We start from the raw sequence: 25,865 nt of genomic DNA on the forward strand, positions 1-25,865 counted from the left end.
CCCCATGAGCGACCAGCAAGAACTTCCTGACACCCTGAGTGAATACGCCGACCCGGAAAACGCCGAACTGCACCCCTCCTCCGGTACGGGCCTGGCGCTGCCCGGGCAGAATCTGCCGGACAAGGTCTACATCATCCCGATCCACAATCGGCCGTTCTTCCCCGCGCAAGTGCTGCCGGTCATCGTCAACGAAGAACCCTGGGCCGAAACCCTGGAGCTGGTGAGCAAGTCCGAACACCATTCCCTGGCGCTGTTCTACATGGACACGCCGCCGGAAGATCCCCGGCATTTCGACACTTCCTCCCTGCCGCTGTATGGCACCCTGGTCAAGGTCCACCACGCCAGCCGCGAGAACGGCAAGCTGCAATTCGTGGCCCAGGGCCTGACTCGCGTGCGTATCCGCACCTGGCTCAAGCACCATCGCCCGCCGTACCTGGTGGAGGTCGAATACCCGCACCAGCCGAGCGAGCCGACCGACGAGGTCAAGGCCTACGGCATGGCGCTGATCAACGCGATCAAGGAACTGCTGCCGCTCAACCCGCTGTACAGCGAAGAACTGAAGAACTACCTCAACCGCTTCAGCCCCAATGACCCATCGCCGCTGACCGACTTCGCCGCCGCGCTGACCTCGGCCACCGGCAACGAACTGCAGGAAGTGCTCGACTGCGTGCCGATGCTCAAGCGCATGGAGAAAGTCCTGCCGATGCTGCGCAAGGAAGTCGAGGTCGCGCGCCTGCAGAAAGAGATTTCCGCCGAGGTCAACCGCAAGATCGGCGAACACCAGCGCGAATTCTTCCTCAAGGAACAGCTCAAGGTCATCCAGCAGGAGCTGGGCCTGACCAAGGACGACCGCAGCGCCGACGTCGAGCAGTTCGAGCAGCGCCTGCAAGGCAAGGTCCTGCCGCCCCAGGCGCAGAAACGCATCGAGGAGGAGATGAACAAACTGTCGATCCTCGAAACCGGCTCGCCGGAGTACGCGGTCACCCGCAACTATCTGGAATGGGCCACCGCGGTGCCCTGGGGCGTATACGGCGACGACAAGCTCGACCTCAAGCATGCACGCAAGGTGCTGGACCAGCACCACGCCGGGCTCGACGACATCAAGAGCCGGATTCTCGAATTCCTCGCAGTCGGCGCCTACAAGGGCGAGATCAGCGGCTCCATCGTGCTGCTGGTGGGCCCGCCCGGCGTGGGCAAGACCAGCGTCGGCAAATCCATCGCCGAATCCCTGGGCCGGCCGTTCTACCGCTTCAGCGTCGGCGGCATGCGCGACGAGGCCGAGATCAAGGGCCACCGCCGCACCTACATCGGCGCCCTGCCGGGCAAGCTGGTGCAGGCGCTGAAAGAGGTCGAGGTGATGAACCCGGTGATCATGCTCGACGAGATCGACAAGATGGGCCAGAGCTACCAGGGCGACCCGGCTTCGGCGCTCCTGGAAACCCTCGACCCGGAACAGAACGTGGAATTCCTCGACCACTACCTGGACCTGCGCCTGGACCTGTCGAAAGTGCTGTTCGTCTGCACCGCCAACACCCTGGATTCGATCCCCGGGCCGTTGCTGGACCGCATGGAAGTGATTCGCCTGTCGGGCTACATCACCGAGGAAAAACTGGCCATCGCCAAACGCCACCTGTGGCCCAAGCAGCTGGAGAAGGCCGGCGTGTCCAAGGCCAGCCTGAGCATCAGCGATGCGGCCCTGCGCACGGTCATCGACGGTTATGCCCGCGAGGCCGGCGTGCGCCAGCTGGAGAAACAGCTGGGCAAACTGGTGCGCAAGGCCGTGGTGCGGCTGCTGGAAGAGCCGGACGCGGTGATCAAGCTCGGCCCGAAAGACCTGGAAGCCTCCCTCGGCATGCCGGTGTTCCGCAACGAGCAGGTGCTCAGCGGCACCGGGGTGATCACCGGCCTGGCCTGGACCAGCATGGGCGGCGCCACGCTGCCGATCGAAGCCACGCGAATCCATACCCACAACCGTGGCTTCAAGCTCACCGGGCAACTGGGGGATGTGATGAAGGAGTCGGCGGAGATCGCCTACAGCTACGTCAGCTCGCACCTCAAGCAGTTCGGCGGCGATCCCAAGTTCTTCGACGAGGCGTTCGTCCACCTGCACGTGCCGGAAGGCGCCACGCCGAAGGACGGCCCGAGCGCCGGGGTGACCATGGCCAGCGCGTTGCTGTCCCTGGCCCGTAGCCAGGCGCCGAAGAAGGGCGTGGCCATGACCGGCGAACTGACCCTGACCGGGCATGTCCTGCCCATCGGCGGGGTCCGCGAGAAAGTCATCGCGGCGCGCCGGCAGAAGCTTTTCGAGCTGATCCTGCCGGAAGCCAACCGCGGGCATTTCGAGGAACTGCCGGACTACCTCAAGGAAGGCATTACCGTGCACTTCGCCAAGCGTTTCGCCGATGTGGCCAAAGTGCTGTTCTAACCGCTGGCCCTTGTAGGAGCAGCCGGTCGACGCTCGATTGCTCGCGATAAGCCTCCAACGATAACGCGGTGCGACGGATACACCGCCGCTTCGCGGCTATCGCGAGCAAGCTTCGCTCCTACAGGTCAAAGATTCGGGGGTTCTGCCCCGCCACACATTCCCCCATCTTCGGTTATGCTCGGCGTTTGCCATGACCGGAGCTTTCTGACCCATGTCACCGATTCGTCTGTTTGTGCCCCTCAGCCTCGCCCTGCTCGCCGCCTGCGCCAGCCAACCCAAGCAAAACGTCACGGTCGAGAACCAGGGCGAATGCCCGGTACAACTGATTAACGGACAAAACCTGATCCTGACCCTGCCCAGCAACCCGACCACGGGTTATCGCTGGGCGATCCAGGATTCGGCCGGCGGCGTGTTGCGCAAAATCAGCCCCGAGGTCTACAGCAACCCCGAAGACAGTGGCCTGGTGGGCAGCGCCGGGCAGTCGACCTGGCGCTTCCAGGCCTTCGCCGCCGGCACCGGGCGCCTGCTACTGACCTATCAGCAGCCCTGGGCCCCGGAAGTCGCGCCGGTGAAAGCCTTCGACTGCGCCATTACGGTCAAATGACATGGGCTGGCTGATCCTGGCGCTGATGGGCGCGGCGACCTTCCTCTACGGCCTGAGCATCCACGCCACCCTGCTGTGCCTGCTGGTCAAGCCGCTGCCGGTGCTGGCCCTGCTCGGCTGGCTGCACGATGCGCCGCCCAGCGACTATCGCCGCTGGATCAGCCTCGGCCTGTTGTTCTCCCTGCTCGGCGACGTGCTGCTGGCCTGGCCCGCCGACCTGTTCGTATTCGGCCTCGGCGCGTTCCTGATCGCCCACCTGGCCTACCTCAAGGCCTACACCAGCGACTGCCGGCGCCTGGCGCCTGTCCCCCTGCTGCTGGCCCTGGGCGCCGGGGTGGCGTTGTTGTCGATCCTGATCAGCCATGACCTCGGCCCGCTGCTGGTGCCGGTGATCGTCTACGGCCTGGCCATCAGCGCCATGCTCTGGCGCGCCCTGGCCCGCCTGGGCAGCGACGTGCCCAAGCGCTCGGCGCAACTGGCCGCGGCCGGCGCCGTGGCCTTCGTGTTCTCCGACAGCGTGATCGGCATCAGCCGCTTCGTGATGGCCTTCGACGCCGCGCCTTACCTGATCATCATCAGCTACTGGCTGGGGCAATGGGGCATCGCGGCGTCGGCCTTCGGCCAGAAACCCCGCTGACCGTAGCCGCTAACCCTGTAGCCGCTGCCGAGCCCCGGCGAGGCTGCGATCGGTAGCGCAGCTACCGCCGCGTTCTTGCAGACAAACCCCATGCACAGGCTTGGCGAGGACTGCGTCCTCGGGCGCAGCCTCGCAGGCTCGGCAGCGGCTACAGGGGGATCCACCGACCAGCGCCTTGTGTCGCCCTTGAGGCCCCGAAGGCCCTTCGGGCCTTATCGCAGCCTGCGGCAGCGGCTACAATGCCGCCCCTCTTTTCATCTCCACCGCTGGAACCGCCGTGAGCAAAGAACCCGACCGCCTTTTCGCCCAGCCCCTGGCCCAGGTGCCCGACTTCGCCTTCAACGAGGATGTGGTGCGGGTGTTCCCGGACATGATCAAGCGCTCGGTGCCGGGTTACCCGACGATTGTCGAGAACCTCGGCGTGCTCGCCGGGCAATTCGCCCAGCCCAATAGCGTGCTCTACGACCTGGGTTCCTCCCTTGGCGCGGTGACCCAGGCCCTGCGCCGCCATGTGCGCACCGACGGTTGCCGGGTGATCGCGGTGGACAATTCGCCGGCCATGGTCGAGCGCTGCCGCGAATACCTCAACGGCCAGGACTCGATGTTCCAGGAGCTGCTGCCGGTAGACGTGATCGAAGGCGACATTCTGGCCCTGCAGTTCCAGCCGGCCTCGGTGGTGGCGCTGAACTTCACCCTGCAATTTATCGCCCCCGAACAGCGCCTGGCGCTGCTCGGGCGTATTCGCCAGGCGCTGGTGCCCGGCGGGGCGCTGATCCTCTCGGAAAAACTGCGTTTCAACGATCCCGAGGAACATGCACTGCTCACCGACCTGCACGTCGCCTTCAAGCGCGCCAACGGCTACAGCGAACTGGAAATTGCCCAGAAACGCAGCGCCATCGAAAACGTCATGAAGCCCGACAGCCTCGAAGAACACCGCGAACGCCTGCTGGCCGCCGGGTTCTCGACAGTCGTGCCGTGGTTCCAGTGTCTTAACTTTGCCTCGTTGATTGCCTTGCCATGATCGATCTGTCCCCCTTGCCCGCCGTCTGGCCGGTACGCCCCTGGCCGACTGGGCCAATACCCTGCAAGCGCAACTCGACGCCAAGATGGAAAAGGGCCACGGCGACCTGGAGCGCTGGCAGAGCGCGCTCGATGCGCTACCGAAGATCCAGCCGACCGAGATCGACCTGCTCGATAGCCTGACCCTGGACACCGATTGCGACGACGCCACCCGCGCGCAAATGCGTACCGCGCTGATGGGCCTGTCGCCCTGGCGCAAGGGCCCGTTCGACTTATTCGGCGTGCATGTCGACACCGAGTGGCGCTCGGACTGGAAGTGGTCGCGGGTCGCACCGCACCTGGACCTTGCGGGCAAGCGCATCCTCGATGTCGGTTGCGGCAACGGCTACTACATGTGGCGCATGCTCGGCGCCGGCGCCCATAGCGTGATCGGCGTCGACCCGAACTGGTTGTTCTTCTGCCAGTTCCAGGCGGTGCAGCGCTATCTGTCGGAGCCGGCGGTCTGGCATTTGCCGTTCCCGTTCGAGGACCTGCCGGCCAACCTGGAAGGCTTCGACACGGTGTTTTCCATGGGCGTGTTCTACCACCGCCGCTCGCCGATCGAGCATTTGCTGGCGCTCAAGGATTGCCTGGTCAAGGGCGGCGAACTGGTGCTGGAGACGCTGGTGGTCGAAGGCGACCAGCACCAGGTGCTGGTGCCGGAGGACCGCTACGCGCAGATGCGTAACGTGTGGTTCCTGCCGTCGGTGCCGGCGCTGGAGTTGTGGCTGCGCCGCGCCGGTTTCAGCGAGGTGCGTTGCGTCGACGTGAGCGTCACCAGCGTCGAGGAACAGCGCGGCACCGAGTGGATGAAGTACCAGTCCCTGAGCGACTTCCTCGACCCCAACGACCACAGCAAGACCATCGAGGGCCTGCCGGCGCCGATGCGCGCGGTGATTGTCGCCAGGAAATAAATCCCCCGCGTCCGTAGGAGCGACGCTTGCCCGCGATAGCGATTTCGAACATCACGCCCGATTCGAGATGAGCCTTGCCCGGGCCGACGTCATCGCGAGCAAGCTTCGCTCCTACAGCGGAAGGTGTTCAGTCGCGGCTGGCCCGGCGCGCCTTGAAGAATTCGCTCAGCACCGCGCCGCACTCTTCGGCCAGGACCCCGCCCTCGAACAGCACCCGATGGTTGAGAAAACCCTGGTTGAAGAACTGCCCCTGGCTCTGCACGATGCCGGCCTTGGGTTCCAGCGCGCCGTACACCACCCGGGCGATGCGCGAATGCACGATCAGCCCGGCGCACATGCTGCACGGTTCCAGGGTCACGTAGAGGGTGCTGCCGGGCAGGCGGTAATTGTCCAGCGCCTGGGCCGCCGCGCGGATCGCGACCATTTCCGCGTGGGCGCTAGGGTCGCTGCCGCTGATCGGGCAGTTATAGCCGCGACCGATGATTTCCCCATCCTGCACCAGTACCGCGCCCACCGGCACCTCGCCCAGCGCGGCACCTTGCGCGGCCAACGCCAGGGCTTCGCGCATGAAGTCCTGGTCGCGGCTGCGGTCGACGATCCGGGCCGGGCGAATCTGCCGCATCAGGCCACCTCGATGGCGGCCATCAGGCCGGTTTCCATGTGGTCGATCACATGGCAATGGAACATCCACACCCCCGGGTTATCCGCCACCAGCGCCACACGGGCACGCTCGTTCTTGCCCAGCAGGTAGGTGTCGGTGAAGTACGGGGTGATCTTCTTGCGGTTCGAGGCGATAACCTTGAAGCTCATGCCGTGCAAGTGGATCGGGTGCTGGTACTGGGTCATGTTCTTCAATTCGAAAATGTAGCTCTGGCCCTTCTTGAGCGTGGCGATCGGCCGGTCGGCGCAGGTCTTGTCGGTGATGTCCCAAGCCTTGCCATTGATCTGCCAGAGGCTCGGCGGCTTGCCATTGTCCACGTTCACCGAGACCGAGCCAACCCACTCGAAGTTGAAGTTGAGCTTCTCGGCATTCTCGATATCCGGTTCGGCAATCGGGTTGGCCGGCAGCGCTGGCGGCCATTCGGTCGGCGCGTCACTGTTGGCCACCGAACGGAACGTGCCCAGGCGCACCGGGCCATTGCGCAACGATAGCTCTTCGCCGGCCGCCGGCGCCTTGATCGCCAGGCAGATGCGCATGCCCGGCCCCAGCCAGTATTCCTTGCCCAGCGGGCGTGGCTCGATGGGGTTGCCGTCCAGGGCATAGACCTGCGCTTCGACGCCGGGGATATTGATGCGATAGGTCAGGGTGTTGTCCAGGTTGAGCAGGCGCACGCGGGTGATCTGCCCGGCCGGGATATCGACCACCGCCTGGGACACGCCATTGATGGTCGACAGCCGCCCCGCGGTGCCGCCACGCGCCGCCTCGCGGGGGATGCTGAACGGCACGAAGGCGCCCTCTTCATCCACATGCCAGCTTTTCAGGCTCAGGGTGCGTTCGTACTTGAAGCCGGTGGGCTCGCGCTCTTCGATGATCAGCGGGCCGACCAGGCCGCGGCCCAGCTCTTCGCTGCTGTTGACGTGCGGGTGGTACCAGTAGCTGCCGGCGTCCGGCACGCGGAACTTGTAGTCGAAGTATTCGCCCGGCATCACCGGCAATTGCGACACATAGGGCACACCGTCCATTTCCAGCGGCAGGCGGATGCCGTGCCAGTGAATGGTGGTGGCCACCGGCAGGTGGTTGATGAACCGTACCCGCAACCACTCGCCCTGGCGCACCCGCAACTCGGTGCCCGGCGCGGACGGGCCAAAAGCCCAGGCCTCGGTCTTGTGGCCCGGCACCAGTTCCACGTCCAGCGGCGCGGCGATCAGTTGATAATCGTGGCCCGCCTCGGCGTCGGCCACCTTGCCCAGCCAGTAGCGCGACGCGCCACCGACGCCGACGCCAACCACTGCAAGACCGGCCAGACCACCGAGTATCTGTCGACGGGTAAAGGACATGGACTCAACTACCTCACGTATCCGCGGCAGGCCTGCGCCCGCAAAAGGCGAATACGATACACCCGCAGTTGGGAAACGGTAAGGGCGACGCGGCGACAGGCCGCAGGTCGGGTGGGGCCTGGGTGCGTGGAAAGGCAAAGGGGGTGGCGATCGTTCGGACGCTATCGCGAGCAAGCTCGCTCCTGCAGTGGACTGTGCAATCCCTGTAGGAGCGAGCTTGCTCGCGATGGAGTGCACAGCACTCCCGTGACCGAATCCAGCCCCGCGGCGGCTACAGAGGGGATAGACCGACGATCAGGTGCACCACGCCTGCGGCCAACGGCATGACCCCAGGCACTCCGGCGCTGCGCAAGGCCGCGGCATCGAGCAAGGCCGGGTCATGCAATTCCACCCGCACTCGGGTCAGGGCCACGCGTTGCCGGCTCTTGAGATTGTTCGTGCCCCCCAGCGCGGCAATGACGGCCGCGTCCAGGGCGGTATCGTCCTTGACCTGGGCCGCCGCTTTCGGCTGGTCGGGCACCAGGTCCGGGGTCAGGGCTTTCCAGAAGGCCCGCTGCATTTTCTCGAACATGTTCAGTTCTCCAGAACCGGTGAAGGGGCCTGCGTCGCTTGTCGATGCTGGAGCAAGGCCTCGCGCACCTGCTCGGCGCTTTCCAGGCCAAGGATGCGCCCGGCCAGGGCCTGGCACTGGCTCAGTTCGACCTCGCGCACGCTCGCCTTGATCGCCGGAATCAGCGGCACGCTGACCGACAGTTCGTCGACGCCCAGGCCCAGCAGCAACGGCACCGCCAACACCTCGGACGCCAGCGCGCCGCACACGCCCACCCACTTGTCGTGGGCATGGGCGGCCTTGACGGTGCTGGCGATCAGGCGCAGCACCGCCGGGTGGAAACTGTCGGCCTGGCTGGCCAGGCGCGGATGGTCGCGGTCCATGGCCAGGGTGTATTGGGTCAGGTCGTTGGTGCCGATGGAGAAGAAATCCACCTCGGGCGCGAACAGGTCGGCTAGCAATGCCGCCGACGGCACCTCGACCATGATCCCCAGCTTCGGCAACGCCTCGATCCCCAGGGCCTGGGCTTCGTCCTCCAGGATCCGCCGCGCCTGGCGCAATTCCGACAGCTGGCTGACCATCGGCAGCATGATGTGCAGGCGGGCCAGCCCGGCGCTGGCAAGGATCGCCCGGAACTGCTCGCGCAACAGCTGCGGGCGCTCCAGGCACAGGCGGACTCCGCGCATGCCGAGGAAGGGGTTGGTTTCGGCCTCCATCGGCACATAGGCCAGCGGTTTGTCACCGCCGACATCCAGGGTCCGTACCACCAGGTTGCGCGCAGGCCCCAGGGCCCCGGCGATGGCGCTGTAGGTCGCGACCTGATCCTCATGGCTCGGGGCGACGCTGCGGTCCTGATAGAGAAACTCCGAGCGCAGCAGGCCGACCCCTTCCCCGCCCAATTCCATGGCCTGCTCGGCCTCGGCCAGCGAGGCGATATTGGCCGTCACCTCGATGTGGTGCCCATCGCGGGTCATCGCGGGCAGGCCGGACTGCTCCCGCTCCTCGCGCTGACGCTGCTGTTGCTGCAAACGCGTGGCCTGCAACTGCTCGATAAGCGCCGGCGCAGGCTGCAGGTGCAACTCGCCCCGGTCGGCATCCAGCAGCACCTGGGTGCCGTTGGCCAGCGCCAGCGCCTGGGCGGGCAGGCCGCAGATCGCCGGCAGCCCCAGGGCCCGGGCCAGAATCGCCACGTGGCTGGTGGCGCCGCCGCCGACCGTGGCGAACCCCAGGACCTTGCGAGGATCGAGGCCCGCGGTCTGGGATGGCGTGAGTTGCCCGGCAATCAGGATCGCCCGCTCCGGCAGCGCCCAGGCATCCTCCCGAACCCCGAGAATCAGCCGCAGCACGCGCTGGCCGACATCCTCCAGATCCAGTGCGCGCTCGGCCAGCAAGGTGCCGTTCAGGCTCTTGAACAGTTCCGCGGTGGCGTGGGTCGCGCTGTTCCAGGCGAACGCGGCGCTCTTGCCCTCGGCGATCAACGCCTGGGCCTGCTCCAACAGGCTCGGGTCCTCGAGCAGTTCCTGATGAGCCTGGAAAATCTCCCCCTGGGCCGTGCTGCCCGCCTGATCGCGCAGCACCTGCAAGGCCTCGGCGGCCTGGACCAGCGCGCGTTTGAGGCTGGCGCGCTCAGCCGCCGGATTGGCGGCGGACTCGGCAATCTCCAGCGCCTGCTCCGTCACCTGCACCACCTGGCCGAACGCCGAACCTGCCGAGGCACAGACCCCGCGCAGCAAGGTATCGGTCACCGCTGCCACCGCAACCGCCGGCTCGCCGGCAACCGGCGCAGCCCCGGCTTCGCCGCAGCCCGACGCCAGCAACTCGGCCAAAGCCTTGATCGCCGCCTCGGCATCCACGCCCACCGCGCTGACTTGCAAGGCATCGCCCTGTGCGGTCTGCAAGGCCATGACCGCCACCAGGGACTTGGCGTTGGCGCTGGCCTGGCGTTTATGCAGGCAGATGCTCGCCTTGAACCCCTTGGCGGCCTGGGCGAACACCGCCGCCGGCCGCGCGTGCAGGCCGTTGGCATTGGGCAGCATCACCGGCTTCGAGAACAGCGCCTCGCCTTCTTCCTCGGGCATTGCCGTGGACGTTGGCGTGCCAACTTCCAGTTGCAGCAGCGGCTGGCCGCTGTCCACCAAGGCGTTGCCCGCCACCCGCCAGGTAAACGGCTCGCCGCTGACCACCAGCAACAAGGTCAGCAGGCTGCGCGCATGCACGGCGATGTAGTCGGCATCGAACTCGATCAGCGGCTGCCCGGCCTCGACCCGCTGGCCCTCGCTCACCAGGCGGCTGAAACCCTGGCCCGCCAGGTTCACCGTATCCAGGCCGATGTGCATCAGCACCTGCACCCCGTTGTCGTCGGTGATGCTGACCGCATGCCCACTGTCCTGCACGTTGCTGACCACTCCGGCCAGCGGCGCGCACAGGGTCTGCGAGGTCGGGTCGATGCACAGGCCGTCGCCGATGACCCGGCTGGAGAACACCGGGTCCGGCACCTGTTCCAGGGGCACCAGCACCCCGGACAGCGGCGCGAGCAGTTGCAAATGTTGGGTTGTGGCCATGACTTCACCTGCGGTTCGTTCGTGTAAGTGCCGATGGCGCGCGCGCCCCGACAGCATCGCTTATTTCCACCAGTACTCGACTTGCAATCCGACGTTCGCGCCATGCCTGGCGGTACCGAAGGCGCCGGTATCGGACAGCGCCGAGCCGGCCGCCAGCTCGTTCGCCGCCCGCTTGGCCGCCTCGTTCCAGCTGGCATAGGTGTAATACAGGCGCACCTCGGGGCGCGCCCAGAACGCCGGGCCCTTGGGCGACCAGGTCGGGGCGAAGGTGAACTTGCTGAGCTTGCGCGTGCCACCCGGGGCCTCGACCTGGTCGTGGCCCAGCTCCGCGACCAGCTTGAACTGCTCGCTGATGGCATAGGCCGGGCGCACGCCCAGGGAGATCCAGTTCTGATCGTTGCCGTCAGGGCGGATGTCCTTCTGATAGACCGCCTCGACCTGCCCGCCAAAACGCGGGGTCAGTTGCCAGTCGAAAAACTCCACCAGCCGGTAGCTCTTGTTGCTGTCGTCCAGGCGCACGTCGCCGGTGTAACCCAGCCCGGTGCCCGGCCCTTCGCCGTATTGCAGGGCCAGCTTGTTCTTGCCGCCGAGGAAATCCTTTTGCACGTGCTGGGCGGTTATGGCCCAGCCCCGATGGGCGTCGCGGCTGTCAGGCTTGTCGATGTAGCTCAAGCCCAGTTCCAGCTCGCCGCCGGGGTTGGTCTTGAAACCGGCGACGTTGAAGTCGTGCCGGTTGATGTAGTCCTTCTGGTACAGGTTGTCCTTGCGCGAAAAGGCATAGCTGTATTTCAGGTCGCCGATCAGCACGTCCTCGATGCCGCCGCCGGTGGCGCTCTGGTTCCAGTAGTAGAAATCGGAAATATGGATGTCGTTACGCTTGTAGTAACGCCGACCGGCCCACAGCGATCCGCCGTTGAGGCTGGGCATGTTCGACCATTGGGCATACATCTGCGGCATGCGCGCCGTGCCGTTGTCGCCCTGGAAGGTCAGGTCGCGGTTGTACTGGTTGTACAGCGACGCCATGCCGTCGACGCTGAGCACCGAGCCGTCGGCCAGGGTGTAGAGGTCCTGGCGCAATTCCAGTTCGGCGTACTGTTCGCACTCGTTGCCCAGACGGTACTTGGACTGTGCCCCGGGCAGTTGGAAACACGACTGCGAACTGCTGTTGACCGAGGTGCCGACGCCGCTGCGCAAGTAGCCGGCGAACTCCAGGGCCTGGGCCGGGAACGGTAACGCCAGACAGACGCAGGATGCCACCAGGCCGCGATTTATTGTTGTTTTCATAAGCCACCCCATTATTTTTATTCTGTGTTTATGCCCGGCAGGAGCCGTCTCGCCGACGAGCGAAAGCTCGCGGTGTGCCGGGCACGCCGCGCTCGGGCAGGCAAGGTTTCAGCCGTCGATCAAGTGCAGGACAAAGGACTCGTATGGCCGCAGGGACAACGTACGACCGCAGGTTGCAGGGTCGGTGTAGTTGCCGATCACCAGGCGCTGCTCCATGCGCTCGGTCAGCACGCCTTCCGGCAACGCCACCTCGCAGGCGCTGCCATAGAAATTGTTCACCACCAGCAGGCGTTCGCCCTGTCCCTCCCGCAAGTAGGCCCAGACCTGCGCGTGCTCGGGCAGCAGCTGGCGATATTCGCCGTCCTGGATCAACGGCTCGCGACGGCGCAAGGCGATCAGCCGACGGTAGTAATGCAGCACCGAGTCCGGGTCCTGCCGTTGCTGCTCGACGTTGATCCGCGCGGCATTGGCCGGCAGGCCGATCCACGGCTGCGCGCTGCTGAAACCGGCATGTTCGCCGGCATTCCATTGCATCGGCGTACGCCCGTTGTCCCGGGACTTCTGCATGATCGCCGCCATGTTCTGCGCTTCGCTGTCGCCGGCTTCGCGCTTGAGGCGGTAGATGTTCAGGGTCTCGACATCGCGGTACTGGTCGATGTGGGTAAAACCGGGGTTGGTCATGCCCAGTTCTTCGCCCTGGTACACGAACGGCGTGCCCTGGAGGAAGTGCAGCGCGGTGGCGAGCATCTTCGCCGAGACCGTCCGGTGTTCGCCGTCATCGCCGAAACGCGAGACCACCCGCGGTTGGTCGTGGTTACACCAGAACAGCGCGTTCCAGCCACCGCCGGCCTGCATGCCGCTCTGCCAGTCGGAGAGGATGCGCTTGAGCTGGAGGAAGTCGAAATCGGCGCGAATCCACTTCTGCAGGTTCGGGTAATCGACCTTCAGGTGATGGAAGTTGAAGGTCATCGACAGCTCTTGGGATTCCGGGCGCGAGTAGCGAATGCAATGCTCGAGGCTGGTGGAGGACATCTCGCCGACGTTGATCAGCTCGTGCCCCTCGAAGACCTCGCGGTGCATCTGTTGCAGGTACGCATGCACGTTCGGGCCGTCGGTGTAGAAACGGCGGCCGTCGCTGGCGTCTTCCGGGAAATCGGCCGGCTTGGAGATCAGGTTGATCACGTCCAGGCGGAAACCGCCGACGCCCTTGTCGCGCCAGAAGCGCATCATCTTGAACACTTCGGCGCGCACCCGCGGATTGTCCCAGTTGAGGTCGGCCTGGGTGTGGTCGAACAGGTGCAGGTAGTACTGGCCGGTCTGCGCTTCGTATTCCCAGGCCGAACCGCCGAACTTGGACTCCCAGTTGTTCGGCTGGTCGCGCCAGATGTAGAAGTCGCGGTACGGGTTGTCGAGGCTGCTGCGGGCCTGCTGGAACCACTCATGTTCGATCGAGGTGTGGTTGACCACGATGTCCAGCATCAATTTGATCCCGCGCTTGCTGGCCTCGGCGATCAGCAATTCGCAATCGGCCATGGTCCCGTAGCTTGGGTCGATGGCGTAGTAGTCGCTGATGTCGTAGCCGTTGTCACGCTGCGGCGAGCGCAGGAACGGCGTAAGCCACAGGCAATCGACGCCCAGCCAGTGCAGGTAGTCGAGCTTGTCGACCACGCCCAGCAAATCGCCAGTAGCCTGGCCGCGGTGGCTGTAGAAACTCTTCGGGTAGATCTGATAGATCACCGAACGTTGCCAGTCTTGCATGGTGGGTTCCTTCAATGGGTTGGGTGCGGGCCTTGAGGGCCTTATCGCGAACAAGCTCGCGCCTACAGAGGAATGGGCGGCCATGTAGGAGCGAGCTGGCTCGCGATGGGATTGATCAGGCGACGCGATACCCCGGCCGGATGATCTTCAAGCTCAGGCCGCAGGTCAGCACGAACGGCACCACCAGGGCGATGAGCATGCCCATGACGAACATCGGGATGTACTGCGGGATGATCGAGATGAAGCCCGGCAAACCGCCGACACCGATGGCCGAGGCCTGGACCTTGTTCAGCGAAAGGAAAACGCTGCCCAGCGCCGAGCCGATCAGCGCGGCGTAGAACGGGAATTTGTAACGCAGGTTGACCCCGAACATCGCCGGTTCCGTGATACCGAAATAGGCGGAGATCGCCGAGGTCGAGGCCATGCTGCGGTCCCGCGCGTTGCGGCTCATGGCGAATACCGCCAGCGCCGCGCTGCCCTGGGCCAGGTTGGACATGACGATCATCGGCCAGATGAAGGTGCCGCCCTGGGTGGAGATCAGTTGCAGGTCCACGGCCAGGAACATGTGGTGCATGCCGGTGATCACCAGCGGCGCATAGAGCAGGCCGAAAATTGCCCCGCCGACCATCGGCGCCAGCTCGAACAGGGTGACCACGCCTTCGGTGATCAGAATCCCCAGGTGCCGGGTTACCGGGCCGATCACCGCCAGCGCCAGCACGCCGGTGACGACGATGGTGGTGATCGGCACCACCAGCAGGGTGATCGCGTTCGGCACCCGCGCCCGCAGCCACTTTTCGATGACGCTCATGACGTAGGCCGCCAGCAGGATCGGCAGGATCTGCCCCTGGTAGCCGACCTTCTCGATCTGGAACAGGCCGAGGATGTCGAAGTACGGCAGGCTCTGGCCGTCGAGCCCGGCTACGGCCTTGCCGTAGTTCCAGGCATTGAGCAGGTCGGGGTGTACCAGCATCAAGCCGAGCACGATGCCGAGGATCTCGCTGCCGCCAAAGCGCTTGGCCGCCGACCAGCCCACCAGCGCCGGCAGGAACACGAAGGAGGTGTTGGCCATCAGGTTGATCAGGCTCCACAGCCCGTTCAGGTCCGGGTGGGCCTCGAGCAAGGTCTTGCCCTCGACGAACATGCCTTTGGCGCCCAGCAGGTTGTTCACCCCCATCAGCAGGCCGGCAATGATCAGCGCCGGCAGGATCGGCATGAACACATCGGAAAACACCCGCACCAGGCGTTGCATGGCGTGGGTCTTGTCGGCGCCCTTCTGCTTGACGTCGGCGATGGTGGAAGCAGCCAGCCCAGTGAGCTGGCGCAATGCGGCGTAGACCTTCTCGACTTCGCCGGGACCGATGACCACCTGGAACAGGCCGCCGGTGAAAAACGAACCCTTGACCAGATCGATCTGGTTCAGCGTGGCGCTGTCTACCAGGCTCGGGTCCTTGAGCGCCAGGCGCAGGCGGGTCACGCAATGCGCGGCCTGCTCGAGGTTGTCGATGCCGCCGAGGCTGTGCAGCAGCTCGCTGGCGATCGTGGAGTAATCGTGGCTCATGCTTGTTCTTCCGCTTTGGTTTTTTGTTATTGGCAGCACGCCGAAGCGAAAAGTACTCGTCTGTACGAGTTAAAGCAACAACTCGTACAGACGAGTTTAAATTTCCCCCCTCCGAACCCGACCAGCGGCACACCTGAACCCGCTCTCTGTAGCCGCTGCCGCAGGCTGCGTCCGGTCGCGAAGCGACCGTAAGAAAGCGAAGCCTTTCTAGCAGCGTGCCACTGCCGCCCCTGACGACCGCTGCGTGCTCGTTCGCAGCCTCGCTTCGGCTCGGCAGCGGCCATAGGCACCCAATAGACAAATGCAGGCCCTGCCCTTAAGGTTCCTGCCTTGAGCGCACACGGCACAGAGCCATCCCATGAGTAAATACAACCAGATCTACAGCGATCTGCTTGCCAGCATCACCACCGAGCGCCTGGAACGCGGCGCGCGCCTGCCTTCCGAAACCGAGTTGATGGAGAGCTACCAGGCCAGCCGCGGCACCGTACGCAAGGCCATCGAGCAGCTGCAGGAACGCGGTTTCGCCCAGAAGATCCATGGCAAAGGCACCTTCGTGCTGTCGTCGAACCCGATCGAATTCCAGCTGGGCGGCATTGTCAGCTTCCAGGAAACCTACCCGCGCCTGGGCAACGACGTCAGCACCGAGGTGGTGGAGTTCGTCCAGTTCCCACTTGAAGGCCCGTTGCGCGAACACCTGCAGGCCGAGGAAGGCAGCCTGGTGACCCGCATCAAGCGGGTCCGGCGCATCGACGGCAAACGGGTGATCCTCGACATCAACCACTTCGTCGCCGAGTTGATCCCGGGGCTGGACCGGCAGATTGCCGAACACTCGATCTACGCCTACATCGAGCAGACCCTGCAATTGCAGATCAGCTATGCCCAACGCACCATCGAGGCCACCCCGCGTAGCCGGGACGATCAGTTGCACCTGGACCTGGACGGCCAGAGCCACGTGATCGTGGTCAGCAACCAGACCTTCCTGCAGGACGGCCGGCAGTTCGAGTACACCGAATCCCGCCACACCCTGGACAAGTTCTACTTCTCGGACGTCGCCCGCCGCTGACAAGACAACGCACCCCGCTCAGCCCAGCAGCGCCACCAACTCGGCGCTCGGGGTGCCGACCCGCCGGGCCTCCTTGGCGACGTTCACCGACTGCGCGACCCGCGCCACCTCGATCACCGGGTGCTGCAATTCGTAACCGCCCCGGGCATCCAGCCAGCTCAAGACTTCCGCCAGATGCCAAAGCGAAGCGCTGCCCTCATGGATCGCCAGGGGAAAACTTTCGGCGTGGTTGAGCATCAGCTTGCGCATGTTCTGCCGGGATACCCCGACGATATCGGCTATCTCGCTCAGGCCGACGAAATCCGGGCTGGCCTCCACCAGCCGCGCCTCGGGGATGATCCGCTTGATATCGCCCAGGGCACTGAACAGCGCGGCCTTGCCGCTCTCGGCCTCGCGGCTGAACTCCAGCGCCAGGCGCCCTGCCAGCCCGGTGCCGACCAGGGCGTCGGTGCAGCCGCCCGCACCGAGGCGCTCCACCAGCGCATCCGGATCGCAGTCATGGGCCGGCAGCAGGTAGTTGAGGGTAAACAGGTATTCCATGATCGTTACTCCCGACGAGGTTGCGGGTGCTTCCCGCCGCGCAGCTGGTTCAGCGTGCAGTTGTCGACCACCCGGCACAACGCCCGGGCATGCTGATGGGGATTCTTTGGCGTGCGCCACACACGGGTGATGCAGAACTCGCCGCAACGGCACACCTCGTTGTTGTAGGGGCAGTAGATCTTGCCCCAGGCATGACCACCGCCGACTTCGACGCGCCAGCCCTGCCATTCGGCGTAGCGCAGCGCCATTTCAATGTCTTTCTTGGGATGAGGTGTGCGAGCCATCCGTGGCCTCCAGTCTCGTTAACAACGGCAAGGCTGTCAACTGACAACCATCGAGTTTTTCAACACCTGCGATGGGGCCGCCAAAGCCCCCCGCAAGAGATGAGCTGAATGTCTGTCGAGGGTACACAGGCCAGGCGGGCGACGAGGGGTCCATGTCTTTCCTGGTATTGCGGGAGGGCTGGAAAACGGGCTTTTCACAGGCCTTGAAACACAAATGGCGATCGACACCCGAAGGTCTCGATCGCCATTGCGTTTGCCTGAACGGTCAGCAGCCGATCACTCGGCCGGGATCATTCCCACTCGATGGTGGCTGGCGGCTTGCTCGACACGTCGTAGGTGACGCGGGAGATGCCTTCGATTTCGTTGATGATCCGGCCGCTGACGGTTTCCAGCAACTCGTAAGGCAGGTGCGCCCAACGTGCGGTCATGAAGTCGATGGTTTCCACGGCACGCAGGGCCACGACCCAGGCGTAACGACGGCCGTCGCCGACCACGCCCACCGATTTCACCGGCTGGAACACCACGAACGCCTGGCTGACCTTGTGGTACCAGTCGGCCTTGCGCAGCTCTTCGATGAAGATGTGGTCGGCGCGACGCAGCAGGTCGGCGTATTCCTTCTTCACTTCGCCAAGGATACGCACGCCCAGGCCCGGGCCCGGGAACGGGTGACGGTAGACCATGTCGTACGGCAGGCCCAGCTCCAGGCCCAGACGGCGGACTTCGTCCTTGAACAGCTCGCGCAGCGGCTCGACCAGCTTGAGGTTCATTTCTTCCGGCAGGCCGCCTACGTTGTGGTGCGACTTGATCACGTGGGCCTTGCCGCTCTTGGCGCCAGCCGACTCGATCACGTCCGGGTAGATGGTGCCCTGGGCCAGGTACTTGATGTTGTCCAGCTTGCAGGATTCGGCATCGAACACATCGATGAAGGTCCGGCCGATGATCTTGCGCTTCTTCTCCGGATCGGCTTCGCCGGCCAGGTTGGTCAGGAACTGCTCTTCGGCGTTGGCACGGATCACCTTGACGCCCATGTTCTCGGCGAACATGGCCATCACTTGTTCGCCTTCATGCAGGCGCAGCAGGCCGTTGTCGACGAAAACGCAGGTCAGCTGGTCGCCGATAGCCTTGTGCAGCAAGGCCGCGACCACCGAGGAGTCGACACCGCCGGACAGGCCGAGCAGGACGTTGTCGGTGCCGACCTGGGCACGGACCTGGGCAATGGCGTCTTCGGCGATCTTCGACGGTGTCCACAGGGCTTCGCAACCGCAGATGTCGAGGATGAAACGCGACAGGATGCGACCGCCCTGCTTGGTGTGGGTCACTTCCGGGTGGAACTGCACGCCGTAGTAACGCAGGTCGTCGTTGAACATGCCGGCAATCGGGCAGCTCGGGGTGCTGGCCAGGATGTGGAAGTTTTCCGGCATCTTGGTGACCTTGTCACCGTGGCTCATCCAGACGTCGAGGCCGAACAGGCCGTCGGCGTCGACGTGGTCTTCGATGCCGTCCAGCAGGCGGCTCTTGCCGACGACGTCGACACGGGCATAACCGAACTCACGCAGCTCGGAACCCTCGACCTTGCCGCCCAGTTGCTCGGCCATGGTCTGCATGCCGTAGCAGATGCCGAAGACCGGAACGCCCAGGTCGAACACCGCTTGTGGGCAGCGCGGGCTGTTGGCTTCGTGCACGGACTCGGGACCGCCGGCGAGGATGACGCCTTTGGGAGCGAATTCGCGAATCGCTTCGTCATCCATGTCGAACGGATGCAGCTCGCAATACACACCGATCTCACGCACACGGCGGGCGATCAGTTGGGTGTACTGGGAACCGAAATCGAGGATCAGGATGCGGTGGGCATGAATGTCGAGGGCCATGATTCAGTCTCGTCTAGGTAATTCGAAAACAGTCGTGATTCAGAAACGACTCGGGGCTGAATAAAACAGCCCCGGTCGTTTAACGTTTTGCTTGAAGCATCAACCTACGCGGTAGTTTGGCGCTTCCTTGGTGATCTGCACGTCATGGACGTGGGATTCAGCCATGCCGGCGCCAGTGATGCGGACGAACTCTGGCTTGGTGCGCATTTCTTCGATGTTGGCGCTACCGGTGTAGCCCATGGAAGAACGCAGGCCACCCATCAATTGATGGATGATGGCGGTCAGGGTGCCCTTGTACGGAACACGGCCTTCGATGCCTTCCGGAACCAGCTTCTCGGCACCCGCGGAGGAGTCCTGGAAGTAGCGGTCGGAAGAGCCCTGGGCCTGGGACATGGCACCCAGCGAACCCATGCCGCGGTAAGCCTTGTACGAACGACCCTGGAACAGTTCGATCTCGCCCGGCGCCTCTTCGGTACCGGCGAACATCGAACCCATCATTACGGCCGAAGCGCCGGCGACGATAGCCTTGGACAGGTCGCCCGAGAAGCGGATGCCGCCGTCGGCGATCAATGGCACGCCGGTGCCTTCGAGGGCTGCGGCGACATTGGCGATAGCGCTGATTTGCGGTACGCCGACACCGGCGACGATACGAGTGGTGCAGATCGAGCCAGGGCCGATACCGACCTTGACCGCGTCGGCGCCGGCTTCGGCCAGGGCCTTGGCAGCGGCACCGGTGGCGATGTTGCCGCCGATCACCTGCACTTGCGGGTAGTTTTCCTTGACCCAGCGTACGCGGTCGATCACGCCCTTGGAGTGACCGTGGGCGGTGTCGACCACCACCACGTCCACGCCGGCGTTGACCAGGGCTGCCACGCGATCGCCGGTGTCTTTACCGGTACCGACGGCGGCGCCGACGCGCAGACGACCTTGATCGTCCTTGCTGGCCAGCGGGTAAGCCTTGGCTTTTTCGATGTCGTTGACGGTCATCATGCCTTTGAGGGCGAACTTGTCGTCGACGATCAGCACGCGCTCGATGCGGTGCTTGTGCAGCAATTCGCGCACGTCGTTCTTGTCGGCGCCTTCCTTGACCGTGACCAGACGCTCTTTAGGCGTCATCACTTCACGGACGCTGGCGTCCATGCGGTTCTCGAAGCGCACGTCACGGGAAGTGACGATGCCGACCAGGTCGCCATCGTGCAGCACCGGAACGCCGGAGATGTTGTGCATGCGGGTCAGTTCGAACAGGTCGCGCACCGTGGCGTCGGCCTCGATGGTGATCGGGTCTTTGACGACGCCGGCTTCGAACTTCTTGACCTTACGGACTTCGGCAGCTTGCTGCTCGATGGTCATGTTCTTGTGGATGATGCCGATGCCACCTTCCTGAGCCATGGCGATTGCCAGACGGGCTTCAGTAACGGTGTCCATGGCGGCGGAAACCAGTGGAATATTCAACTCGATGCCACGGGTAAGACGGGTCTTGAGACTGACTTCGTTAGGAAGCACCTCGGAATAACCGGGCACTAGGAGAATGTCGTCGAAGGTCAGAGCTTCTTGGCTGATACGCAGCATCGCGGGGGCTCCCGAGCGGGAAAATGGAAGCGCGCCATTATACTCATGCCGCACCGTCGGCTCAATGTAAAACTCTGTCTATTATCGATGGGCTGATGGGTGGGGGATTTATCGACCCGCGGCGTCTATATCGCGAGCCAACCCGCCCTCACCAGCGCGCCACCGTCCTGCAGGAACGAGCGTGCTCGCGATGAACGATAACGCCGTAATCGCCCTGCCTCAGAGTTCGACCTTCACCCAGCTCACCGGCTGATCCAGCCAGTCGGCGAACTCATCGAGAAAGCTCTGCTTGAACCCGGCCTCGGCCCAATTGTTGAAGATGAAGCCGAGGTTGGAGAACCCGCACTCCTGCAGGAACAGAAAACCGTTGATATCGTCTTCATGCCCGCACTCGGGGCAGGTGAAATTATCGGTGCGCCCGGGCATCCAGTCTTCCAGGCTCTCGAACAACGCCTCGCCCACTTCCTGGCGGCATTCGGCGCAGCCCGCCTCTTCGAGAAACCCCTTGGCCGGGGTATAGATGCAGCGTTTGGTGACGATCTCCAGGCCGTTGACCGGCTCGCCAAAAGGCAGCGCCTGCGGGTGCAGCACCACCTCCCGCGCGCCAGGCGCAATGGCATGCCCCATGCGGCTGCCGGTACGACCGCAGGTGCTCAAGGCTTCCTCGACGATATTCTTGCGCACCAACCAGCGCACGATCGCTCGGGCGCGGGGCTCGTGAACCGGCAAGGTGGAGATTTTCGGGACGATGATGCTTTGCGAGTTCATGGGGGGCCTGACGCGTCTGAAGGAAAGTCGGTGTCGCCTGCCCGGACGCTAGCCCCGGCAGGCCGATTCCTACAGATCAGTGTAGAAGCCAGGGCGCCGAGCGAGTCCGCGGGGCCCGCAGCTTAATCCCTGAACCCCACAGGTCAAGTGCTCAGATAACGGCCGATCAAGGCAATGCCGCTGGCCAGCACCAGCCAGGCCACCAGACGGACGAACGCCTCGCGGGACAACTTCATGGTCAGGCGCCGACCGATCCACAATCCCAGCGCCATCGCCGGCAACAGGCACAGCGCCAGGACCAGCAAAGGCAACTCGGCATAGACGCCCGCCACGGCAAACAGCGTCAAGCGCACCACCGTGCTGCAACTGATCAGCGCGCTCTGGGTCGCGCGCGCCGCATCCTTGGGCAGGCGGCTATTGAGATAGATGGCATATAAAAAGCCGCCGCTGCCGAACAGCGCCCCGAACATCCCGCCCACGACGCCCATCGGAACCGCCCAGCCCGCAGCCAACGCCGCGGGCCGTACCTTGACCCACAGGCTGTACACCGCATAAGCGCTGATAAACAGCCCCATTAATAGCAGCAGCACATCGGACTTGAGGTTGAGCAGGAAAATCACCCCCAGGGTGCAACCCACCGCCATGCACGGTAATAGACGCAGCAACTCGGAGCGCTCGACATCCCGGCGCGACGGCAACAGGTTGCCGAATGCCGCGACAAAATCCAGCAGCACCAGCAGCGGGATGATCTTCGACAACGGCATGAACAGGATCAGCACCGGCCCCGCCACCAGTGCCGTGCCGAACCCGGCGATACCAAACACGACATAGGCCAGGGTGATGCCCACAGCGATCGCCAGCCAACCGCCCGCCCCCCACGACCACTGCCCCAACCACTCGACCATGCCCATCGATTCGCCATCCTCATCCAGTACGAAATGACTTTAGCCAGCCCCAAGCCTTGCGACTAATATCATCGAAGCCCTCAACCCATCTCAAAAAGGCATGACGCGTGATCTCAACCCGCCAGTTGCGCTATTTCGTGGAGATCGTCGACAGCGGCAGTTTCAGTGCCGCCGCCGAACGGCTGTTCATTGCCCAGTCCGCCCTCAGCCGACAGATCAAGGAACTGGAAACCCGGCTGGAAACGCCGCTGTTCGAGCGCACCGCTCGCCTGCCCCGGCTGACGGCGGCGGGCGAGGCCTTTTACCCGCGGGCGCGCAACCTGCTCGACGAGCTGAACAACGCCAGCGAACTGGCGACACAGGTCGGTCGCGGGCAATTGGGCACCTTGCGCCTGAGCCACTCCAGCACCGTCCCCATGAGCGGCCTGTTGCTGCAGGCCATCGGCCGTTACCTGGAGCAATGCCCGGGCGCCGCGATGGACATCGCTACCTTGTCTTCCGAAGCGCAGTTGGAGGAAGTGGCCGAAGGCCGCCTGGATATCGGCCTATTGCGCTTGCCCGTACTGCGCCAGCGCGAAGGCGTGCAGGTCACCCCGCTGTTCAGCGAACGCCTGCTACTGGCCGTGCCGCCGGGTCATCCCCTGGCCAAGCACCCTCCGGCACAGGGCATCGACCTGGCACAACTGCGCGACGAAGCCTTTATCTCCATCCCCCACCCCCAGCGCGGCGGCCTGAGCTACCTGTCGGCCGAGCTGTGCATGCGCCAGGGTTTTTTCCCCAGGGCAGCGCGGGTGCTGTCGCGCAAGACCACCCAATTGCAATTGATCCAGGCCGGATTCGGCATCGCCCTGCTGCCCGAGTCGATGCAAGACATTGCCCCTGCCGGCCTGCGCTTCCTGCCCCTGGCTGACCCCGCGTGCCAGAGCACGGTCGCCCTCGCCTGCCGCCAGGATCCGACGCCGTTGGTAAAGCAGTTCATCGAACACGTCCACGGCACCCTCGCCCGCTGATTGCCGAGGGCTGCGCGCGAGGCCGCCAAGGCATCGTCTCCTTTTGTTTCGATCCATGGAGATTGTGTGCCGAATGCCTTTAAACTGCGCCCCATGATTAAAGATCCCTTTGCAAGACTCGGCCTGGACCGCGAAGTCCTGACCGTCAGCCAGCTCAACGGCCGCGCGCGCGTGTTGCTGGAAGACGTGTTCAGCAACATCTGGGTCGAAGGCGAAATCTCCAACCTCGCCCGCCCGGCGTCCGGCCACGTGTATTTCACCCTCAAGGACAGCGGCGCCCAGGTGCGCTGTGCGCTGTTCCGGCAAAACGCCGCGCGGGTGCGCCAGGCGCTGAAGGACGGCCTGGCAGTCAAGGTGCGCGGCAAGGTTTCGTTGTTCGAGGGCCGCGGCGACTATCAGTTGATCCTCGACACGGTCGAACCGGCCGGCGACGGCGCCCTGCGCCTGGCCTTCGATGCCTTGAAGGAAAAGCTCAGCGCCGAAGGCCTGTTCAGTGCCGAGCGCAAGGTGCCGCTGCCGGCTCATCCCCAGCGCATTGGCATCATCAGCTCGCCGACGGGCGCGGTCATCCGCGACATCATCAGCGTGTTCCGGCGCCGGGCGCCGCACGTTGCCCTGACCCTGATCCCCACCGCCGTGCAGGGCCGCGAGGCGACCGCGCAGATCGTCCGTGCCTTGAAGATGGCCGATGCCCGCGGCTTCGACGCGCTGATCCTGGCCCGTGGCGGCGGCTCCCTGGAAGACCTCTGGTGCTTCAACGAAGAGGCCGTGGCCCGGGCGGTGGACGCCTGCGTCACGCCAATCGTCAGCGCCGTGGGGCATGAAACCGACGTATCGATCAGCGACTTCGTCGCCGACGTTCGCGCGCCAACCCCTTCGGCCGCGGCCGAATTGCTCGCACCGGACTCCAGCGACCTGCAACGCCGGGTCGAAAGCCTGCACCGCCGCCTGGTGATCCGCATGCGCGACCGGCTCATGCGCGACCAACTGCGCCTGGAAGGCATGGCCCGGCGCCTGCGCCACCCCGGCGAACGCCTGCGCCAGCAAGCCCAGCGCCTGGACGATCTGGATATGCGCCTGCGTCGGGCATTCGAGCGCAGTCTCACGACCCGTCGCGAACGCCTGATCCGCCTGGAAACCCGGCTCGCCGGCCAGCATCCCGGGCGTCAGTTGGCCCTGCTGCGGCAACGGTTGGACAGCCTCGCCGAACGCCTGCCGCGCGCGATGCGCGAAGGCCTGAAAGCCCGTCGCCTGCAACTGCAAAGCAAGATGCAGACCCTGCACGTGGTCAGCCCGCTCGCCACCCTCGGCCGCGGTTACAGCATCCTGCTGGACGAACGCGGCCAGGCCGTTCGCAACGCCGCGCAGACCCGGCCAGGCCAGCGCCTCAAGGCCCGGCTCGGCGAAGGCGAACTGCAGGTCCGGGTCGAAGACAACCACCTGACGCCTGTCACCCTTTCTTTACTGGATTGACCCATGCCGCGTTTTCTCTGCTCCCTGCTGTTGCTCTGCCTGACCTTCAATGCCCATGCCGACAGCTACATCACCCGCCTGTTGAACAAACCGGTGCCCGGCGGCGTGGCGGTGATCGACCTGGGCAGCGTCGCCCAGCCTCCCAAGGCCAGCTATCAGGGCAAACCGCTGCTGGTGGTCAAGGAGCAGAACAACTGGCTGGCGATCGTCGGTATTCCCCTGACCGTCAAACCCGGCGCGCAGCAAATCAACGCTGGCGGCCGTACTCTGAATTTCACCGTCGGCAGCAAGAAATACCCGGAGCAGCACATCACCCTGAAGAACAAGCGCCAGGTCAACCCCGACCCGGCCGACCTCAAGCGCATCGAGGCCGAGCTGGCCGAACAAGTCCGCGCCTACCGCAGCTTCAGCCCCAATACCCCGAGCAACCTGCTGCTGGACAAACCGGTGAACGGCCCGCTATCGAGCAAATTCGGCGTGCGCCGTTTCTTCAACGGCGAGGAACGCAACCCTCACGCCGGCCTGGACTTCGCCGTACCCGCGGGAACACCGATCAAGACACCCGCCGCCGGCAAGGTGATCCTGATCGGCAATTACTTTTTCAACGGCAACACCGTCTTCGTCGACCACGGCCAGGGCTTCATCAGCATGTTCTGCCACATGTCGAAAATCGACGTGAAGGTCGGCCAGCAGTTGGCCCGCGGCGGCGTGGTCGGCAAGGTCGGCTCCACCGGGCGCGCTACCGGACCGCACATGCATTGGAATGTCAGCCTGAACGACGCGCGGGTCGATCCGGCGATCTTTATCGGCGCCTTCCAACCCTGATCCCCAAGACAGGTTCGCTCCTCCAGGGATTGCGCAGGTTGAAAAGTCTGCGCAATAACCGCGAAACATCTTCGTACACAGCAGAATAAAATCTCGCAAATTCTCTGTTTTAAGAGATTTATCTCAATTTTTTTCGACTGCTTGCCATCTTTCACCCCAGTGGTTAGGGTTGAGGGCATGAAAACCTCTCACACCCTCATTCAGCGCCGTCA

21 protein-coding genes and 1 pseudogene are annotated in these 25,865 nt (G+C 64.4%); 9 read left to right on the plus strand and 13 right to left on the minus strand.

What is annotated here, in order from left to right:
- Positions 1-4 precede the first annotated feature (4 nt).
- The 5 genes and pseudogenes from lon (at position 5) to cmoB (ending at position 5,639) form a co-directional block, all read left to right on the plus strand.
- Positions 5-2,425 carry an endopeptidase La gene (gene lon, locus BTN82_RS23480; protein ID WP_075121473.1) on the plus strand — a complete coding sequence of 807 codons (2,421 nt, stop codon included), beginning with the start codon at positions 5-7 and terminating at the stop codon, positions 2,423-2,425.
- A gap of 211 nt (positions 2,426-2,636) precedes the next feature.
- Positions 2,637-3,029: a protease inhibitor I42 family protein gene (locus BTN82_RS23485; protein WP_075121474.1), complete on the plus strand. Its 393-nt coding sequence runs from the start codon at positions 2,637-2,639 to the stop codon at positions 3,027-3,029.
- A gap of 1 nt (position 3,030) precedes the next feature.
- Positions 3,031-3,666 carry a lysoplasmalogenase gene (locus BTN82_RS23490; RefSeq protein WP_075121475.1) on the plus strand — a complete coding sequence of 212 codons (636 nt, stop codon included), beginning with the start codon at positions 3,031-3,033 and terminating at the stop codon, positions 3,664-3,666.
- 277 nt (positions 3,667-3,943) lie between these two features.
- The gene (cmoA, locus tag BTN82_RS23495; protein WP_075121476.1) at positions 3,944-4,687 is read left to right on the plus strand and encodes a carboxy-S-adenosyl-L-methionine synthase CmoA; all 744 of its coding nucleotides are present in this window, start codon (positions 3,944-3,946) and stop codon (positions 4,685-4,687) included.
- Positions 4,684-5,639, plus strand: a pseudogene (gene cmoB, locus BTN82_RS23500) (tRNA 5-methoxyuridine(34)/uridine 5-oxyacetic acid(34) synthase CmoB). The gene cmoA and the pseudogene cmoB overlap by 4 nt, the downstream one beginning before the upstream one ends.
- Before the next feature lie 127 nt (positions 5,640-5,766).
- On the opposite strand, the gene tadA reads toward cmoB, so the two are convergent.
- The 7 genes from tadA to treP form a co-directional block, all read right to left on the minus strand.
- The gene (gene tadA, locus BTN82_RS23505) at positions 5,767-6,261 is read right to left on the minus strand and encodes a tRNA adenosine(34) deaminase TadA (protein ID WP_075121478.1); all 495 of its coding nucleotides are present in this window, start codon (positions 6,259-6,261) and stop codon (positions 5,767-5,769) included.
- Positions 6,261-7,637, minus strand: a complete 1,377-nt coding sequence (locus BTN82_RS23510) for a multicopper oxidase family protein (protein WP_075121479.1) — start codon at positions 7,635-7,637, stop codon at positions 6,261-6,263. Before BTN82_RS23510 ends, tadA begins: the two co-directional genes overlap by 1 nt.
- A 271-nt stretch (positions 7,638-7,908) precedes the next feature.
- Positions 7,909-8,208: a PTS transporter subunit EIIB gene (locus BTN82_RS23515; RefSeq protein ID WP_075121480.1), complete on the minus strand. Its 300-nt coding sequence runs from the start codon at positions 8,206-8,208 to the stop codon at positions 7,909-7,911.
- Between the two features lie 2 nt (positions 8,209-8,210).
- Positions 8,211-10,748: a phosphoenolpyruvate--protein phosphotransferase gene (ptsP, locus tag BTN82_RS23520; protein ID WP_075121481.1), complete on the minus strand. Its 2,538-nt coding sequence runs from the start codon at positions 10,746-10,748 to the stop codon at positions 8,211-8,213.
- 60 nt (positions 10,749-10,808) lie between these two features.
- The gene (locus BTN82_RS23525; RefSeq protein ID WP_075121482.1) at positions 10,809-12,032 is read right to left on the minus strand and encodes a maltoporin; all 1,224 of its coding nucleotides are present in this window, start codon (positions 12,030-12,032) and stop codon (positions 10,809-10,811) included.
- 108 nt (positions 12,033-12,140) lie between these two features.
- Positions 12,141-13,790, minus strand: a complete 1,650-nt coding sequence (gene treC, locus BTN82_RS23530) for an alpha,alpha-phosphotrehalase (protein WP_075121483.1) — start codon at positions 13,788-13,790, stop codon at positions 12,141-12,143.
- Between the two features lie 115 nt (positions 13,791-13,905).
- On the minus strand, positions 13,906-15,348 hold the full coding sequence (gene treP, locus BTN82_RS23535; RefSeq protein WP_075121484.1) for a PTS system trehalose-specific EIIBC component: 1,443 nt from the start codon (positions 15,346-15,348) through the stop codon (positions 13,906-13,908).
- 358 nt (positions 15,349-15,706) lie between these two features.
- On the opposite strand from treP, the gene treR reads away from it, so the two are divergent.
- Positions 15,707-16,411, plus strand: a complete 705-nt coding sequence (treR, locus tag BTN82_RS23540; protein ID WP_075121485.1) for a trehalose operon repressor — start codon at positions 15,707-15,709, stop codon at positions 16,409-16,411.
- Positions 16,412-16,429: 18 nt separating this feature from the next.
- Here the strand turns inward: treR and BTN82_RS23545 are convergent, their stop codons facing one another.
- From BTN82_RS23545 to BTN82_RS23570, 6 genes are all read right to left on the minus strand, one after another.
- Positions 16,430-16,951, minus strand: coding sequence for a helix-turn-helix transcriptional regulator (locus BTN82_RS23545; RefSeq protein WP_075121486.1), 522 nt, complete (start codon positions 16,949-16,951; stop codon positions 16,430-16,432).
- A 5-nt stretch (positions 16,952-16,956) separates the two neighbouring features.
- On the minus strand, positions 16,957-17,235 hold the full coding sequence (locus BTN82_RS23550; RefSeq protein WP_075121487.1) for a hypothetical protein: 279 nt from the start codon (positions 17,233-17,235) through the stop codon (positions 16,957-16,959).
- Positions 17,236-17,525: 290 nt separating this feature from the next.
- Positions 17,526-19,103: a glutamine-hydrolyzing GMP synthase gene (guaA, locus tag BTN82_RS23555; protein ID WP_075121488.1), complete on the minus strand. Its 1,578-nt coding sequence runs from the start codon at positions 19,101-19,103 to the stop codon at positions 17,526-17,528.
- Positions 19,104-19,202: 99 nt separating this feature from the next.
- The gene (gene guaB, locus BTN82_RS23560) at positions 19,203-20,672 is read right to left on the minus strand and encodes an IMP dehydrogenase (RefSeq protein ID WP_075121489.1); all 1,470 of its coding nucleotides are present in this window, start codon (positions 20,670-20,672) and stop codon (positions 19,203-19,205) included.
- A gap of 219 nt (positions 20,673-20,891) precedes the next feature.
- A complete protein-coding gene (locus BTN82_RS23565; RefSeq protein ID WP_075121490.1) occupies positions 20,892-21,440 on the minus strand; it encodes a sugar ABC transporter ATPase in 549 nt (182 codons plus the stop codon).
- A 143-nt stretch (positions 21,441-21,583) separates the two neighbouring features.
- Positions 21,584-22,351 (minus strand): sulfite exporter TauE/SafE family protein, encoded by a 768-nt coding sequence (locus BTN82_RS23570; RefSeq protein ID WP_075121491.1) that lies wholly within the window; start codon positions 22,349-22,351, stop codon positions 21,584-21,586.
- A gap of 101 nt (positions 22,352-22,452) precedes the next feature.
- On the opposite strand from BTN82_RS23570, the gene BTN82_RS23575 reads away from it, so the two are divergent.
- From BTN82_RS23575 to BTN82_RS23585, 3 genes are all read left to right on the plus strand, one after another.
- The gene (locus tag BTN82_RS23575) at positions 22,453-23,355 is read left to right on the plus strand and encodes a LysR family transcriptional regulator (protein WP_075121492.1); all 903 of its coding nucleotides are present in this window, start codon (positions 22,453-22,455) and stop codon (positions 23,353-23,355) included.
- Between the two features lie 93 nt (positions 23,356-23,448).
- Positions 23,449-24,828, plus strand: a complete 1,380-nt coding sequence (xseA, locus tag BTN82_RS23580) for an exodeoxyribonuclease VII large subunit (protein WP_075121493.1) — start codon at positions 23,449-23,451, stop codon at positions 24,826-24,828.
- A 3-nt stretch (positions 24,829-24,831) separates the two neighbouring features.
- The gene (locus BTN82_RS23585; RefSeq protein ID WP_075121494.1) at positions 24,832-25,653 is read left to right on the plus strand and encodes a peptidoglycan DD-metalloendopeptidase family protein; all 822 of its coding nucleotides are present in this window, start codon (positions 24,832-24,834) and stop codon (positions 25,651-25,653) included.
- Positions 25,654-25,865 lie beyond the last annotated feature (212 nt).

The organism is Pseudomonas chlororaphis, from assembly GCF_001921865.1.
GTDB classification, from domain to species: Bacteria; Pseudomonadota; Gammaproteobacteria; order Pseudomonadales; family Pseudomonadaceae; genus Aquipseudomonas; species Aquipseudomonas chlororaphis_D.